We start from the raw sequence: 14,663 nt of genomic DNA, 5'->3' as shown, positions 1-14,663 counted from the left end.
GGCGCTGGCCAGGACACCCGAACGGCCGTTCGGGCCGGGCCGGCCGGCGGATGCCGAATTGCTCCCTGCGGGTACTACCGCAGCACCCGGCGGCGGGTTACCGTTTCGCCCCAGCAGCCACGGTCCGCAGGCAGCGTTGCCAGACGCGGGCGAGAGCGGAAGGTTGGCCGGTGAGCGTGCAGGAGTCGACGTTCCACGGCTTTGCCAACCCCGTCGATCCGACGCCGGCGGAGTTGCGAGCCTGGGCGTTCCAGCCCGATTCGGTGCCGTTGTCCTCCATGCCACCCGACTGGGACCTGCTGGTCTCCGGCGACCGCCTGGTCCTGACGCTCTTCGAGCTGGCGATGGACCCGAGCTGCCCCGCGCGGCGCTTCGCCCTGCACTGCCTCTACATCTACGCCGCCGACGGCATCCGGACGAACTTCCGTGCCCACCCCAAGCGCCGCTTCCGCAAGCTGGTCGAGCAGGCCGAGCGCGACGGCGACGAGCTGATGCGGATCTGGGCGCACAACGGCCGGGTGCTGCTGGCCCGACCGGATCTCTTCGTCTACCGGGACTGGTGCGAGGGCGGCCTGGTCCGCGAGAACCGCCGCCTCGGCTGAGACCGGACGGGACCGCAGGCGCGCGGCAAGGAGCGAACGGGCCGGGACCCCCCGTGGGTCCCGGCCCGCACGTCGGTTACCAGTCAGTCCTGCTTCCGCTCGGCCTCGGCTCGGCGGCGGTCGTCCTCGGACTGCTCGGCGAACCGCCCCTCGATGATCCGGTCCCGGAAACTTCCCTCGGTCACCTTGTCGAACTTCTCCCGGACGGTGTCGGCCAGGTCTTCCAGCCGGTCCTCCGTCTGCCGGGCCACTTTCTTCGCCGGCTCCGCCATCGCTCCCCCTACCGCGCCGATAGGCCCGAATTAAGGCGATAGGACCCGTATCGACAGGTTAGCGGAAACGGCCTGGCCCGCGCCGGAAAATCCGGCACGGGCCAGGCCGAGGAACAGGGTCAGCGGTCGGTTGTACGGCGGGGACGCCAGACGACCAGCGCGGTGGACGTGCGGTTGGTCGGCACCAGATCCCGGCCCGGGAAGCGGGCCAGGGACTCCAGCTCGGCCACCCGGCGGTACGCGGCGTCCAGCTCCGCCTCCAGCCGTGCGACGCGCTGCTGCGCCTGCTCCAGCAACCGCTCCAGCCCGATGATCCGCTTGACGCCGGCCAGGTTGATCCCGTCGTCCTGGCTGAGCCGCTGCACCTCGCGAAGCAGCACCACGTCCCGGACGCTGTACCGGCGACCACCGCCGGCCGCCCGGCCGGGCTGCACCAGCCCCAGCCGGTCGTACTGGCGCAGGGTCTGCGGGTGCATCCCCGCCATCCGTGCCGCCACCGAGATCATGAGCACCTTGGCCTCGTAGGCAGGGTCACCCGAACCGAGGAACTCGCCCGACATCCCGCTCACCTCCGCGTCCATCCCACCGGACTAACCGACCCGACGCACCCGGGCGTCGAGATGTTCCCGCGCCGCCGGCGGGCTCTGCTCGGCGAACGCCTCCAGCGCCGCCCGTGCCTCGTCCGACAGTCGGGCGGGCACCACCACGTCCAGGGTGACCAGCAGGTCACCGGCCTGCCCGTCGCGCCGGACCACACCCTTGCCCCGGGCCCGCAGCACCCGCCCGCTGGGCGTGCCCGGCGGAACCCGCAGCGTCATCGCGCCGTCGAGCGTGGGCACCCGCAGGTCCGTGCCGAGCACGGCCTCCGCGAAGGTCACCGGCACGGTCAACGTCAGGTCGTCGCCGGTACGCCCGAACAGCTCGTCCGGCCGGACCTTGACGTGCACGAACAGGTCGCCGGCCGGGCCACCACGCTCACCCGGCTCGCCGCGCCCGGCCAGCCGGATGCGCTGGCCGTCGGCCACACCGGCCGGGAAGCGCACGTTCATCGTGCGGGTCTTGGTGACCCCGCCGCTGCCGTGGCACTCCGGGCACTTCTCCTCCACCACGGTCCCGACGCCCTGGCAGTTGCCGCACGGCTCGGAGAAGCTGAACGACCCCTGGTTGCGGGTGGTCACCCCGGCGCCGTGACAGACCGGGCAGGTACGCGGTTGGGTGCCGGGCTTGGCGCCGTTGCCGTGGCAGGTGTCGCAGACGCCGGGGGCGCGCAACGTCAGCGGCACTGTCACGCCGCGGACCGCGTCGCCGAAGTCCAGGGCCACCTCGGTCTCCACGTCCCGGCCGCGCGCCGGACCACGCGGAGTGGCCTGCCCACCGGCCTGCCCGCCCGAGAAGATCGAGCTGAAGAGGTCCTGGAAGCCGGCCCCGCCGAAGCGGCGGTCACCGCCACCGGCGGCACCGCCGCCGAACAGGTCGGAGACGTCGAACGGCATCCCGCCCGGCTGGCCGCCCGCCCGGGCGTTGCGCCGGAACGCGCCCGAACCGAACAGCGACCGCATTTCGTCGTACTCCCGGCGACGGCCGGCGTCCGACAGCACGTTGTACGCCTCGGACACGGCCTTGAACCGCTCCTCGGCCTTCGGGTCGCCCGGATTGTGATCCGGGTGCGATTCCCGGGCCAGCTTGCGGTACGCCTTCTTGATGTCATCCGCGGAGGCGGCCTTGTCCACGCCGAGCACGGCGTAGAAGTCCTTCTCGAGCCAGTCCTTCGAACTCACCGGTCCACCACCTCCTTCCGACCGTCGTGGCCCGGCCGTCCCGCCCACCGCTGCGCGGGGGACGGGACGGCCCGGTCACCGTCTCGCACTATTCCGGATCCGCGACCGCGACAAGCGCGGGGCGCAGCAGCCGCTCACCGAGCTGGTAGCCGCGTCGCATGACCTGTACGCAGGTCGGCTCGTTGACGTCGGCCGAGGTCTGGTGCGCGACCGCCTCGTGCCGGGTCGGGTCGAACGGGTCGCCCTGCTCGCCGAAGGCGTTCAGGCCGAACTTGCCCAGCGCGGTGGTGAGCTGTTCCGCCACCGTCCCGAACGGCCCGACCAGGTCACCGTGTTCCCGGGCCCGGTCCAGGTCGTCGAGGATCGGCAGCAGCGCGGCCAGCACCGAGCCGGTCGCCTGCTCCTGGACCAGGCTGCGGTCCCGGTCGACCCGCTTGCGGTAGTTGGCGTACTCCGCCGACACCCGTTGCAGGTCCCTGGTCCGCTCGTCCAGCTCGGCCCGGAGCGCCTCCAGCTCGGCGCCGAACGAGGTGCCCGTGCCGCCGCGGTCCACCGGCTGCGCCGGGGCATCCACCACCGGCGGGCCGGACGGCTCCGGCCCGTCGGTGGCGTTGACCTCGACCTCGATCTCGTCGACCACGACCTCGGCGTCCTCGACGAGACCCTCGGCCGGCGCGCCGGTCTCCGCGTCCGCGGCGGTGCCCTCCGGCTCCGACGTGTCGGTGATCTTGCGGTTGTTGCGGATGACGACCCGCTCCCCGTCGCCGGTGGCCGGCTCCGTGGGCGCGGAGCCACCCGGCGTCGACCCGGTGTCGCCCGGGTCGGCGGCTCGTGGCTTCTGCGTCATGCGGCTACCTCATCCCCTTCGCCGTGGATACGTGTCGGAGGCCGATTGTCACTTCTTGCCGTCCTCGTCCACGATCTCCGCGTCGACCACGTCGTCGGCCCCACCGGCGGCGCCGGCCTGCGGACCGGTCGCACCGGCCGCACCCGCACCGGCCTCGCCGCCCGGCTGCTGGCCCTGCTCGGCCTGCTGGGAGTAGAGCAGCGAACCGGCCTGCTGGGAGACCTGCGCCAGCTTCTCGTGCGCGGACTTGATCTTCTCGATGTCCTGACCGCCGAGCGCGCCGCGCAGCTCACCGAGCGCATCGTTGAGCTGCTCCCGGTTCTCGCTGGGCAGCTTGTCGCCGCTCTCGGCGAGGAACTTCTCGGTCTGCCACTGCAGCGCCTCGGCCACGTTGCGGGTCTCGGCGTCGTCGCGGCGGCGCTTGTCCTCCTCCGCGTGCTCCTCGGCATCCCGGCGCATCCGCTCGATGTCGTCCTTCGGCAGCGACGAGCCGCCGGTGATCGTCATCTTCTGTTCCTTGCCGGTGCCCAGGTCCTTGGCGTGCACGTTGACGATGCCGTTGGCGTCGATGTCGAAGGCGACCTCGATCTGCGGCACGCCGCGCGGCGCCGGCGGGAGGCCGGTCAGCTCGAAGGTGCCGAGCTTCTTGTTGTACGCCGCGATCTCCCGCTCACCCTGGAACACCTGGATCAGCACCGACGGCTGGTTGTCGTCCGCCGTGGTGAAGACCTCGGAGCGCTTGGTCGGGATGGTCGTGTTGCGCTCGATGAGCTTGGTGAAGATGCCGCCCTTGGTCTCGATGCCCAGGCTCAGCGGGGTCACGTCGAGCAGCAGGACGTCCTTGACCTCACCCTTGAGCACACCGGCCTGCAGGGCGGCGCCGACGGCGACGACCTCGTCCGGGTTGACGCCCTTGTTGGGGTCGCGACCGGTGAGCTGCTTGACCAGGTCGGTCACGGCGGGCATCCGGGTCGAACCACCGACGAGGATGACGTGCTCGACGTCGGAGATCTTGATCCCGGCGTCCTTCACGGCCTGCTCGAACGGGCCCTTGCAGCGGTCCAGCAGGTCCTGCGTCATCCGCTGGAACTCGGCGCGGCTGAGCGTCACGTCGAGGTGCAGCGGACCGGCGGAGCCGGCGGTGATGTACGGCAGGTTGATGTTGGTGGTGGTGGCGGCGGACAGCTCGATCTTGGCCTTCTCGGCGGCCTCGCGGAGGCGCTGGAGGGCCATCTTGTCCTGACCGAGGTCGATGCCGTGCTCACCGCGGAACGTCTTGACCAGGTGGTCGATGATCCGCTGGTCCCAGTCGTCGCCACCGAGGTGGTTGTCACCGCTCGTCGACTTGACCTCGATGACGCCCTCGGCCAGCTCCAGCAGCGACACGTCGAAGGTGCCGCCGCCGAGGTCGAAGACCAGGACGGTCTGCTCCTTGGAGCCCTTGTCCAGCCCGTACGCCAGGGCGGCTGCGGTCGGCTCGTTGACGATCCGCAGCACGTTGAAGCCGGCGATCTCACCGGCCTCCTTGGTGGCCTGGCGCTGGCTGTCGTTGAAGTAGGCCGGGACGGTGATCACCGCGTCGGTGATCTGCTCGCCCAGGTACGCCTCGGCGTCCCGCTTGAGCTTCATGAGCGTCCGAGCCGAGATCTCCTGCGGGGTGTACTTCTTGCCGTCGATGTCGACGGACCAGTTCGTGCCGACCTCGCGCTTGACCGAACGGATCGTCCGGTCCGGGTTGGTCACCGCCTGGCGCTTGGCGACCTCACCGACGAGCACCTCGCCGTTGCGGGCGAACGCGACGATCGACGGGGTCGTCCGCGAGCCCTCAGCGTTGGCGATGACGGTGGGCTCACCGCCCTCGAGAACGCTGACGCAGGAGTTCGTCGTGCCGAGGTCGATACCGACCGCACGTGCCATCTTCGCTTCCTCGCTTCGTAAGGTTGTGCAGGTGACGGGCGTCGCCCGTGGGCTGCTGGCGGGCACCGCCCGCAGCGGACCCCACCACAAGTTGAGTGAACTTGACTCAATAGTGCCACGCGCTGGCGAATCGTCAAGTCGAGTTGAGCCGACCCGACGCAACCCAGCCGTTATTACCGTCCGGTTGTCTTCCCTTGCATCGGTCGGGCACGCTTTAGCGGTGACGACGCACGGCGATTCCGCCACCCGTTCCGGCGCGCCCGCCGTCGCAGCCCGCACCGGCCCGCCGGACGCCGCGGAGGAGCCGCCCGCCACCACCGGGGACGACAGCCTCCCCGGCGCGCTGTCGGGCCTCCGGGCCGCGATCGGCGCCACCCGCTATCCGCTCGCCCTGCCCTCCGCCGCCTCCGCCCGGCACGCCGCCAGCGCCCTCACCGACCAGCTCGACGACTACCTGCTGCCCCGCCTCGCCCGACTGGACGCCCCGCTGCTCGTGGTGGTCGGCGGCTCCACCGGCGCGGGCAAGTCGACCCTGGTCAACAGCCTGGTCAAGGCCCGGGTCAGCGCCGCCGGCGTGCTGCGGCCCACCACCCGCTCCCCGGTGCTGGTCTGCAACCCGGCCGACGCGTCCTGGTTCCGGCAGGGCGACCTGCTGCCCGGCCTGACCCGCACCACCGAGCCGAGCGACGACCCACGCTCCCTGCATCTGGTCACCGCCCCCGCCCTGCCGCCAGGTCTGGCCTTCCTCGACGCGCCGGACATCGACTCCGTCGTCGACGCCAACCGGGCCCTCGCGAGCCAACTGCTCGCCGCCGCGGACCTCTGGCTCTTCGTCACCACCGCCGCCCGGTACGCCGACGCGGTGCCGTGGGAGCTGCTGCGCAGCGCGCGGGCCCGGGGCGCCGTGATCGCCATGGTGCTCGACCGGGTGCCCGCCGAGGCGAGCGACGAGATCGCCGCGCACCTGGCCGAGATGCTCGCCGCGCAGGATCTGGGCCGGGCGCCGCTGTTCGTTCTCCCGGAGACCTGGGTCGACGGTCAGGGGCTGCTGCCCGAGGGGGTCACCGCCGCGCTGGCCGACTGGTTCGCCCGGCTGGCCGCCGACGCCGACGCCCGCGCGGCGGTGGTCCGGCAGACCCTGGACGGCGCTCTGGCCGCCCTGCACCCCGCCGTCGAGGAGTTGGCCGACGCCGCCGACGAGCAGGTCACCGCCGCCGACGGGCTGGACGAACGGGTCCGGGGGGCGTACCGGGGTGCCGAGCGGACCGTCGAGCAGGGCCTGAAGGACGGCCGACTGCTCCGCGGTGAGGTGCTGGCCCGCTGGCAGGAGTTCGTCGGCACCGGCGAGTTCTTCCGCACGCTGGAGGCCCGCATCGGGCGACTCCGCGACCGGGTGGTGGCCGCCGTCACCGGTCGGCCCGCGCCGGCCGCCGAGCTGCGCAACGCCATCGAGTCGCAGCTCGTCACCCTGCTGCGGGGCGTCGCGTCCGAGGCCGCCGAATCCGCGTACACCGGGTGGAAGGCACACCCGGCGGGAGCGGACCTGCTCGAGCCGGGGCTCGCCTACCCGAGCGACGACCTGCCCGAGCGCGCCGAACGGATGGTCCGCGACTGGCAACGCGGGGTGCTGGAGCTGGTCCGGGTCGAGGGCGGCGACAAGCGGTTCGTGGCCCGCACCGCCGCGTACGCGGTGAACGCCACAGGGCTCGCCGTGATGATCGCCGTGTTCGCCTCGACCGCGTTCATCCCCACCGGGTTGGAGCTGGCCACCGGGGCCGGCACGACTGTCGCCGCGCAGGCCGTCCTCCAGGCGATCTTCGGTGACCAGGCGGTGCGTACCCTCGCCGCCAAGGCCCGGGTCGACCTGCTGGCGCGGGTCCGGACGCTGCTGGACGCGGAGGCCGACCGCTTCCTGACCCGAACCGCCGAGGCCCGGCCCGCCGAGGCGGCCGGCGACGCGCTGCGGCGGGCCGCCGGCCGGGTCGAGCTGGCCCGGCACCGCAGCGGCCTGGCCACCGGCGACGGCGCTCTGCCGGTCGGCGACGAGGGGGGTTCGCGGTGACCAACATCGCCGGCCGGGTACGCGAGGCGTTCCGCGGCGACCAGCGTGTCGACCCCGATGCGCTGATCGCCCGCCTGGAGGCCGTACGTCGGCTCCTGACCGCCGTCGACGGCCTGCTGCCGGACGCCGAGCTGGTGCCCGCGCACACCCTTGTCGAGCGGGCCGGCACCCGGCTCGCGTTGTCCCGTGACCACACGGTGGTGGCCCTCGCCGGCGCCACCGGCAGCGGCAAGTCCAGCCTGTTCAACGCGCTGGCCCAGCTGGAACTCTCCCCGGTCGGGGTCCGCCGGCCGACCACCGGCGTGACGCACGCGTGCGTGTGGGGGCCGCTGGAGGGCGCCAACCGGCTGCTCGACTGGACCGGGGTGCTGCCCCGACACCGCTTCGTCCGGGAGAGCGCGCTCGACGGGGACGACGAGACGGCGCTGCACGGGCTGATCCTGCTCGACCTGCCCGACTTCGACTCGGTGCAGCGGTCCCACCGCCTGGAGGTGGACCGGCTGCTCGGCCTGGTCGACCAGGTGGTCTGGGTCGTCGACCCGCAGAAGTACGCCGACCGGGTCATCCACGACAGCTACCTGCGCGAGTTCCACAGGCACCGCGACGTCACGGTGGTCGTGCTCAACCAGGCCGATCGGCTGCCACCGACCGAGCTGCCCCGCGTCCTGGACGACCTGCGCCGGCTGCTCGACTCCGACGGGCTGACCGGCGTGCCACTGCTCGCCACCACCGCCATCGACCCGGCCGGGATGGTCGGGCTGCGCGCCGCGCTGGAGCGTACGGTCGCCGAGCGGCAGGCCGCCCTGCGTCGGCTGGCCGGCGACGTCGACTCGGTCGTCGCCGGGCTGGACGAACTGGTCGGTTCGGCCCGACCGGCGGGCGGCCCGGACGACACGGCCGTCGACGCGCTGAACCGGGCACTGGCCGGCACGGCCGGGGTGCCGGCGGTCACCGAGGCGGTGGAACAGGCGTACCGGCATCGGGCCGGCGCCGCGACCGGCTGGCCGTTGGTGCGGGGCTGGCGTCGGCTGCGACCCGACCCGCTGCGCCGCCTGCACCTGCCCGGCCCGACCGCCGACGGCGCCGACCCGGCGGAGAGCCTGGTCGCGGCGACCTCGGTGCCCGACCCGACCGCCGCCCAACGCTCGGCGCTCGGTCTGGCGATCCGCGCAGTGGCCGACCGGGCCGCCGCCGACCTTCCCGCCGCCTGGCCGGCGGCCGTCACCTCCGCCGCCCGGTCCCGCCTGGGCGACCTGCCGGACGCGCTGGACGCGACGATCGCCGGCACCGACCTCGGCCTGGGCCGGCGACCGCTCTGGTGGCGGGTCGTCGGCGGTGTGCAGTGGCTGGTCACGCTGGCCGCCGTGGTCGGGTTGGGCTGGCTGGTGCTCGGCTACGCGCTGCGGGCGCTCGGCCTGCCCGCGCTGGACAACCCGATGGTCGGCCAGGTGCCGCTGCCCACGCTGCTGCTGCTCGGCGGTCTGCTGGCCGGGCTGCTGGTGGCGGCGCTGACCCGCCCGGTGGTCCGCTGGGCCGCCCGGCGGGCCCGCAGCCGCGCCGAGCAGCGGCTGACGGCCCAGGTCGCCCGCGTCGGCGAGGAGTACGTGCTCGCCCCGGTGCGGATCGTGCTGGCCTCCTACGCGCAGGCACGCGACGCGCTGCGGGACGCCGCCCGCCGCTGACGCCTCTGCGTACGCCCCGACCGGCGTAGGGTCGAAGCATGGCCACGCCTCAGACCCCTTACGACGCGGTGCTGCACGCCGCACGCGACGTGACCAAGCTGGAGTCCGCCCTCGACGCCGAGATGCTCGGCAGCGCGCTGCTGGGCAGTGTCTACTCGATAGCGGAGACCGACCGCGACACCGCCGTGCGGGAGTTCGTCACCGGGTTCCTCGCCGCCACCGCCCGCCGCCGGATCGCGGCGGCGACCACCATCCGGCAGGTCTTCGCCGCGCTCGTCCCGACCGCCGAGGGCGCCGAGCGGGTGCGTCCGGGCAGCCAGGCGCCCACCTGGGCCGGTCAGCTCGGCCGGGTGCACCTCACCGGCAGCTGGGCGTACGGCGACGTGTACGGCGACCAGACCTCCTACCTCGCCACCTTCGCGTACGACGACGCGGCCGGCGGCCCGGAGCACGCGCTGGTGGCCCTCATCGACCACAACATCGGGATCACCAAGGACATCTTCGTCGGCGGGCCGGCGGAGCGGATCCTGGACCAGGTCCGGCAGATGTGCGCCGACGACGAGCTGACCTGGTTCCGCACCGAGGACCCGTCCCGGCTGCGCGGCGAGGTGGCCCGTCACCTCTCGGTCACCGACGACCTGACCGAGCTTCCCGGCGAGGGTTCGCTCGCCACCGACCGCGCGCTTGTCGGCGCCCGGCTGGCGCTGCTGCCCACGGCCGCCGACCCGACCGGCCCGGCGGAGGTCGAGCCGCTGTCCGCCGCCGAGCGCACCGACCTGGTCCGGCGGTTCCTGGCGGCGCCGGAGGCCGCCCGGTTCGGGCTCGACAGCGTCGACGGCCCGGAACTCGCCTCGCTGCACTTCTGCCTGAGCCTGCTGCTGGACCACTCGGCCTCCTTCCCGGACGCCGACCCGATGCGGTGGAGCCCTGCGGTGTCCGGGCTCTTCCTGCTCGACTGGGTGCACCGCCGTGCCGTGCTGGACATGGACGACGCGGCGATGCTGCCCCGGGTGCTGCGCGCCTGGGCCCGGTACGCGTCGCGGCAGCGTGGGCTGCCCGAGGCGGCCGCGACGCGCACCGACGAGGCCATCGAGGAGATGGTCCCGGAGTTCGCCCGGCTCTACTCGACAGGCGAGCGGCGCAGCCCGGCCACGGCCGCGGTCGCGCAACTGATGGCCGACGGCGTGGACCCGGACGACCCGGCCGCGCTGGACGCCTGGATCGAAGCAAACCGGCACCGCCTCGCCGACGACGGCGCCTGACGACCGTCGGGCGGGCGGCTCCGAGCCGCCCGCCCGACGACTGTCGCATCAGCAGCAGGCCGGAGACGGTCGCTCAGCGCAACGGACCGAAGACGACAGCGGCGATCAGCGCGCCGAGCACACCGCCGGCGAGCACCTGCGAGACGGTGTGATCCCGCAGGCGTACGCGGGACCAGCCGACCACGGCCAACAGCGGGGCGGCGACGAGGAACCCCCGCCCGAAGGTCAGCGCCAGGATGATCAGGGTGCCGGCGGAGACCGCCGAGTGGATCGACATCTTCCACCAGTGGCTCACCGACACGGCGACCACCAGGCCGACCAGCCCGGCCACCGCCAGCGCCAGCAACGGCCGGGGCGCGCCGAGGACGACGAGCAGGGCCAGGCCGGCCGCGACCGAGCCGAGGCCGACCAGCAGCGGCACCCGGCGCTGCTCCCGAAGGCCGATGTGGTGGTCGGTGAACCGACCGCGGCGGACCCCGCCGACGATGTAGGCGAACGGGATGCCGGTGACGAAGAGCGTCGCGAGCAGACCCCAGAGCAGGCCGCGGGCACTGCCCCGAGCGCTGTGCCAGCTCACGGCGACCATCAGCAGCGACACCAGCACGGCCGGGGCGGTCAGCTCGGTGACCAGTCGGGCGACCCGCAGCCCCGGACCGGGCCGGGCGGCGACCGGGCGGGGTTCCGCACCGCCGCCCACGCCACCCCCTCCGGTACGCGCCTACCGCCGACCACCGCCGTCCCGGCGACGTCTGCTCGTCACCGTACCGCCGGGGAGAGGGTGGGACGCGCGGGTCCGGCGGGCGCAGACGGCGCGATGGTGGACTCGGGCGGGCTGGCCGACGGGCCCGGGGTGGTCGACGGACCCGGGTCGGTCGACGGCGGGGAGGTGCTGGCGGGTGCGGAGAGGGTGCTGGTGGGGACGGCCGAAGCGGTCGACGAACCAGTCGCGCTGGGTGTCGCCGGGTCGGTAGGCGTCGGGCTCGGCGTCGGCTCTTCGGTCGGGTCGGGGTTCGGTGACCCGGTCGGCGCCGGCGAGTGCGACGGGCCGGGCGGGGGCGGGGGCGCGGCCGGCGGGGCGCTGCGGGTGGGTCGCGACCCTGGCGGGGCGGGCACCTCCCGGCGGGTGGGCAGCCGGTCGTCGGCCGTCGGGCCGGACCACGACTCGTCCGGGAGACGCCAGGGGGCGGCGGGCACCCAGTCGGCGGTCGCGGTCGGACCGGCGCTGGGTGTGCCCGGCGACGGCAGCGCGAGCGGCGGCGGCTGACTGGTCACCGGCATCGGGATGACCACCGGGCCGACCGACGGGGTCGGGATGAACGGGGTGCTGGTGTCCGGCAGCGCGCTGCTGCCCGGGGTGGCCGAGCCCGCGCTGACCGCCGCGAGGACGGGCATCGACGCGGTGCCGGCCAGCAGCGCGACGGTGAGAAGGTAACCCCGGGAGGGGCCGCCCGCGCCGGGGGCCCGGTGTGACCCGATCACCCGGCGGTAGCCGCCCGGCGACCGGTGGCGGCCGAGCGCGGGTGTGCCGGGACCGTCACCTGGCTCGTCCACCGCACACCCCTTGTCGTCGCCGTTGGAGGACGCCCGAGGCGTTCACCGGTGAGAATCCGGCTAATCACCCGATCGGTACGTTCCTGCGGTAATCAGCCTCGCCCAGTCACCCTCCGTCAGCCAACATCCACCGCGTGTCGACACGCGGCACTGACCGAACGGTGACGAATCAGCACCGGATCGCCCGGTGGACGCAGGCCGGCACGAGGAAGACAAAGGACATCAAACCGTAGGCGGTCGGAATGCGGGGCGGGCGTACTGTGGGCGCGCTCACCTGCTCTGCGAATATGGAGCACGACGGCAACGCAGCCGTGACCTCCGCGCACCCTCGCGGCAGGCGCGGCCCGGCGCCGGCGCTCCCGAACCGGGTTTCGGCCAGAACCCCGGCTCATGCCGCGCGGCAACCCCCACCGGGGCTAGGCGCGGCCGCCAGGAACCGGTCCGGCACCAGCCGGACAGGCGCACGAGTTGCGTGGCCGGGTGATCCCCCGGTGCCGACGCAGACACGACAGGGAGAGACCGATGGCAAAGGGCGACCCCGGGGGCACCACCCGCAGCAGGCGGGCAGCTCCCCGCTCCAAGAAGGGCGCTGCCGGCGACCCCGAGCTGGTGCAGCTGCTCACCCCCGAAGGCGAGCGGATCGACAGCGCCACCGGGCCGGACGGCACCGAGTACCGCGTCGACTTCACCGACGAGGAGTACCGCGGGCTCTACCGCGACCTGGTGCTGGTCCGCAAGCTGGACGCCGAGGCGACCGCGCTGCAGCGCCAGGGCGAGCTGGGCCTCTGGGCCAGCCTGCTCGGCCAGGAGGCCGCGCAGGTCGGCTCCGGGCGCGCGCTGCGGGCACATGACATGGCCTTCCCGACCTACCGGGAGCACGGCGTCCTCTACTGCCGGGGCATCGACCCGATCATGCCGCTGGGCCTGTTCCGCGGTGTCGACCAGGGCGGCTGGGACCCGAACGAGTTCAAGTTCAACATGTACACGATCGTCATCGGCGCGCAGACCCTGCACGCGACCGGATACGCCATGGGCATCACCATGGACGGCAAGGTCGGCACCGACGACGGCGAGGCCGCCATCGCCTACTTCGGCGACGGGGCCACCAGCCAGGGCGACGTGAACGAGGCGTTCGTCTGGGCCAGCGTGTTCAACGCGCCGCTGGTCTTCTTCTGCCAGAACAACCAGTACGCGATCTCCGAGCCGCTGGAGCGGCAGACCCGCGTCCCGCTCTACCAACGTGCCGCCGGCTTCGGTTTCCCCGGCGTACGCGTGGACGGCAACGACGTGCTGGCGTCGTACGCGGTCACCCGCACGGCACTTGACAACGCCCGGCACGGGCAGGGCCCGAGCCTGATCGAGGCGTACACCTACCGGATGGGCGCGCACACCACCTCCGACGACCCGACCCGTTACCGGATCGCCAGCGAGGTCGAGTCGTGGCAGGCCAAGGACCCGATCCTCCGGGTCAGGGCCTTCCTGGAGAAGCAGCAGATCGCCGACGCGACCTTCTTCGCCGAGGTCGACGAGCAGGCCCGCCGCGAGTCGGTGCACCTGCGCGAGCGGGTGCTCAGCATGCCCAACCCGGAGCCGGTGACGATGTTCGACCACGTCTACCCCAACGGGTCGCCGCTGCTCGACGAGCAGCGTGCGCAGTTCAACCGCTACATGGAGTCGTTCGAGGGGAGCGCCCACTGATGGCCACGGAGACGCTCACCCTCGGCAAGGCCCTCAACACCGGCCTGCGCCGCGCCCTGGAGACCGACCCCAAGGTCATCATCATGGGCGAGGACGTCGGCAAGCTCGGCGGCGTCTTCCGGATCACCGACGGGCTCCAGAAGGACTTCGGCGACCAGCGGGTGATCGACACCCCGCTGGCCGAGTCCGGAATCATCGGCACCGCCGTCGGCCTGGCGATCCGTGGCTACCGGCCGGTCTGCGAGATCCAGTTCGACGGCTTCGTCTACCCCGCGTACGACCAGATCGTGTCGCAGGTGGCGAAGATGCACTACCGCTCGGGCGGCCGGCTCAGCATCCCCATGGTCATCCGGATCCCGTTCGGCGGTGGCATCGGCGCCGTCGAGCACCACTCCGAGTCGCCGGAGGCGTACTTCGCCCACACCGCCGGCCTGAAGGTCGTGACCTGCTCCAACCCGCAGGACGCGTACGTGATGATCCAGCAGGCCATCGCCTCGGACGACCCGATCGTCTTCCTCGAGCCCAAGCGGCGCTACTGGGAGAAGGGCCAGGTCGACCTGGACGCGCCGCTGTCCGACGCGTACCCCCTGCACTCGGCCCGGGTGGTGCGGCCCGGCACCGACGTGACGGTGCTGGCGTACGGCCCGATGGTGCGGACCTGCCTGGAGGCCGCGACGGCGGCCGCCGAGGACGGCCGGGAGCTGGAGGTCATCGACCTGCGCTCGCTGTCCCCGCTGGACCTCGCCGCCGCCTACGAGTCGGTGAAGCGCACCGGCCGCGCGGTGGTGGTGCACGAGGCGCCGTCCAACATCGGCCTCGGCGCGGAGCTGGCCGCCCGGATCACCGAGGAGTGCTTCTACTCCCTGGAGTCGCCGGTGCTGCGGGTCACGGGCTTCGACACCCCCTACCCGGCCGCCCGGGTGGAGGAGGAGTACCTGCCCGACCTCGACCGGGTGCTCGACGCCGTCGACCGCACCTTCGGCTGGTGAGCG

The 14,663-nt window shown here is 73.2% G+C and carries 13 protein-coding genes; 6 read left to right on the top strand and 7 right to left on the bottom strand.

The annotated features are described in order from the left end of the window. Nucleotides 1-170 precede the first annotated feature (170 nt). Entirely contained in the window at nucleotides 171-602 is a 432-nt protein-coding gene (locus tag MILUP08_RS01795; RefSeq protein WP_007454239.1) for a hypothetical protein, read from the top strand. A gap of 83 nt (nucleotides 603-685) precedes the next feature. On the opposite strand, the gene MILUP08_RS01790 is transcribed toward MILUP08_RS01795, so the two are convergent. From MILUP08_RS01790 to dnaK, 5 genes are all read right to left on the bottom strand, one after another. After that, complete coding sequence (locus MILUP08_RS01790) at nucleotides 686-874, bottom strand: hypothetical protein (protein WP_007454238.1); 189 nt, start codon at nucleotides 872-874, stop codon at nucleotides 686-688. A 119-nt stretch (nucleotides 875-993) separates the two neighbouring features. Further along, a complete protein-coding gene (locus MILUP08_RS01785) occupies nucleotides 994-1,434 on the bottom strand; it encodes a heat shock protein transcriptional repressor HspR (protein ID WP_007454237.1) in 441 nt (146 codons plus the stop codon). Between the two features lie 30 nt (nucleotides 1,435-1,464). Next, entirely contained in the window at nucleotides 1,465-2,652 is a 1,188-nt protein-coding gene (gene dnaJ / locus MILUP08_RS01780; protein ID WP_007454235.1) for a molecular chaperone DnaJ, read from the bottom strand. An 88-nt stretch (nucleotides 2,653-2,740) separates the two neighbouring features. Next, on the bottom strand, nucleotides 2,741-3,499 hold the full coding sequence (gene grpE / locus MILUP08_RS01775; RefSeq protein WP_007454233.1) for a nucleotide exchange factor GrpE: 759 nt from the start codon (nucleotides 3,497-3,499) through the stop codon (nucleotides 2,741-2,743). Nucleotides 3,500-3,547: 48 nt separating this feature from the next. After that, complete coding sequence (gene dnaK / locus MILUP08_RS01770) at nucleotides 3,548-5,416, bottom strand: molecular chaperone DnaK (protein ID WP_007454231.1); 1,869 nt, start codon at nucleotides 5,414-5,416, stop codon at nucleotides 3,548-3,550. 220 nt (nucleotides 5,417-5,636) lie between these two features. On the opposite strand from dnaK, the gene MILUP08_RS01765 reads away from it, so the two are divergent. Genes MILUP08_RS01765 through MILUP08_RS01755 form a run of 3 tightly spaced genes read left to right on the top strand, consistent with a single transcriptional unit; the run spans nucleotide 5,637 to nucleotide 10,422 of the window. Beyond that, complete coding sequence (locus MILUP08_RS01765) at nucleotides 5,637-7,478, top strand: GTPase family protein (protein ID WP_007454230.1); 1,842 nt, start codon at nucleotides 5,637-5,639, stop codon at nucleotides 7,476-7,478. Further along, on the top strand, nucleotides 7,475-9,160 hold the full coding sequence (locus MILUP08_RS01760) for a GTPase (protein ID WP_007454227.1): 1,686 nt from the start codon (nucleotides 7,475-7,477) through the stop codon (nucleotides 9,158-9,160). Before MILUP08_RS01765 ends, MILUP08_RS01760 begins: the two co-directional genes overlap by 4 nt. Before the next feature lie 38 nt (nucleotides 9,161-9,198). Next, nucleotides 9,199-10,422 carry a hypothetical protein gene (locus MILUP08_RS01755; RefSeq protein WP_007454225.1) on the top strand — a complete coding sequence of 408 codons (1,224 nt, stop codon included), beginning with the start codon at nucleotides 9,199-9,201 and terminating at the stop codon, nucleotides 10,420-10,422. Between the two features lie 73 nt (nucleotides 10,423-10,495). On the opposite strand, the gene MILUP08_RS01750 is transcribed toward MILUP08_RS01755, so the two are convergent. Further along, nucleotides 10,496-11,119, bottom strand: coding sequence for a phosphatase PAP2 family protein (locus tag MILUP08_RS01750; protein ID WP_007454223.1), 624 nt, complete (start codon nucleotides 11,117-11,119; stop codon nucleotides 10,496-10,498). 59 nt (nucleotides 11,120-11,178) lie between these two features. Beyond that, nucleotides 11,179-11,973, bottom strand: a complete 795-nt coding sequence (locus MILUP08_RS35740; protein ID WP_167626027.1) for a hypothetical protein — start codon at nucleotides 11,971-11,973, stop codon at nucleotides 11,179-11,181. Nucleotides 11,974-12,495: 522 nt separating this feature from the next. Between MILUP08_RS35740 and pdhA the strand changes: the two genes are divergently transcribed. Continuing rightward, nucleotides 12,496-13,671, top strand: coding sequence for a pyruvate dehydrogenase (acetyl-transferring) E1 component subunit alpha (gene pdhA, locus MILUP08_RS01740; protein WP_007454220.1), 1,176 nt, complete (start codon nucleotides 12,496-12,498; stop codon nucleotides 13,669-13,671). Then, nucleotides 13,671-14,660, top strand: a complete 990-nt coding sequence (locus MILUP08_RS01735) for an alpha-ketoacid dehydrogenase subunit beta (RefSeq protein ID WP_007454218.1) — start codon at nucleotides 13,671-13,673, stop codon at nucleotides 14,658-14,660. Before pdhA ends, MILUP08_RS01735 begins: the two co-directional genes overlap by 1 nt. The last annotated feature ends 3 nt before the right edge of the window (nucleotides 14,661-14,663 follow it).

The organism is Micromonospora lupini str. Lupac 08 (assembly GCF_000297395.2).
Classification (GTDB): Bacteria; Actinomycetota; Actinomycetes; order Mycobacteriales; family Micromonosporaceae; genus Micromonospora; species Micromonospora lupini.
Note: the sequence above shows the minus strand (reverse complement) of the source record. Positions and strands in the feature narration are given on the sequence as shown.

Excerpts from the sequence above, each read along its gene's own strand:
- MILUP08_RS01790 (WP_007454238.1), bottom strand. The coding sequence starts at position 874 with ATGGCGGAGCCGGCGAAGAAAGTGGCCCGGCAGACGGAGGACCGGCTG.
- MILUP08_RS01785 (WP_007454237.1), bottom strand. The coding sequence starts at position 1,434 with ATGTCGGGCGAGTTCCTCGGTTCGGGTGACCCTGCCTACGAGGCCAAG.
- grpE (WP_007454233.1), bottom strand. The coding sequence starts at position 3,499 with ATGACGCAGAAGCCACGAGCCGCCGACCCGGGCGACACCGGGTCGACG.
- dnaK (WP_007454231.1), bottom strand. The coding sequence starts at position 5,416 with ATGGCACGTGCGGTCGGTATCGACCTCGGCACGACGAACTCCTGCGTC.
- MILUP08_RS01755 (WP_007454225.1), top strand. The coding sequence starts at position 9,199 with ATGGCCACGCCTCAGACCCCTTACGACGCGGTGCTGCACGCCGCACGC.
- pdhA (WP_007454220.1), top strand. The coding sequence starts at position 12,496 with ATGGCAAAGGGCGACCCCGGGGGCACCACCCGCAGCAGGCGGGCAGCT.
- MILUP08_RS01735 (WP_007454218.1), top strand. The coding sequence starts at position 13,671 with ATGGCCACGGAGACGCTCACCCTCGGCAAGGCCCTCAACACCGGCCTG.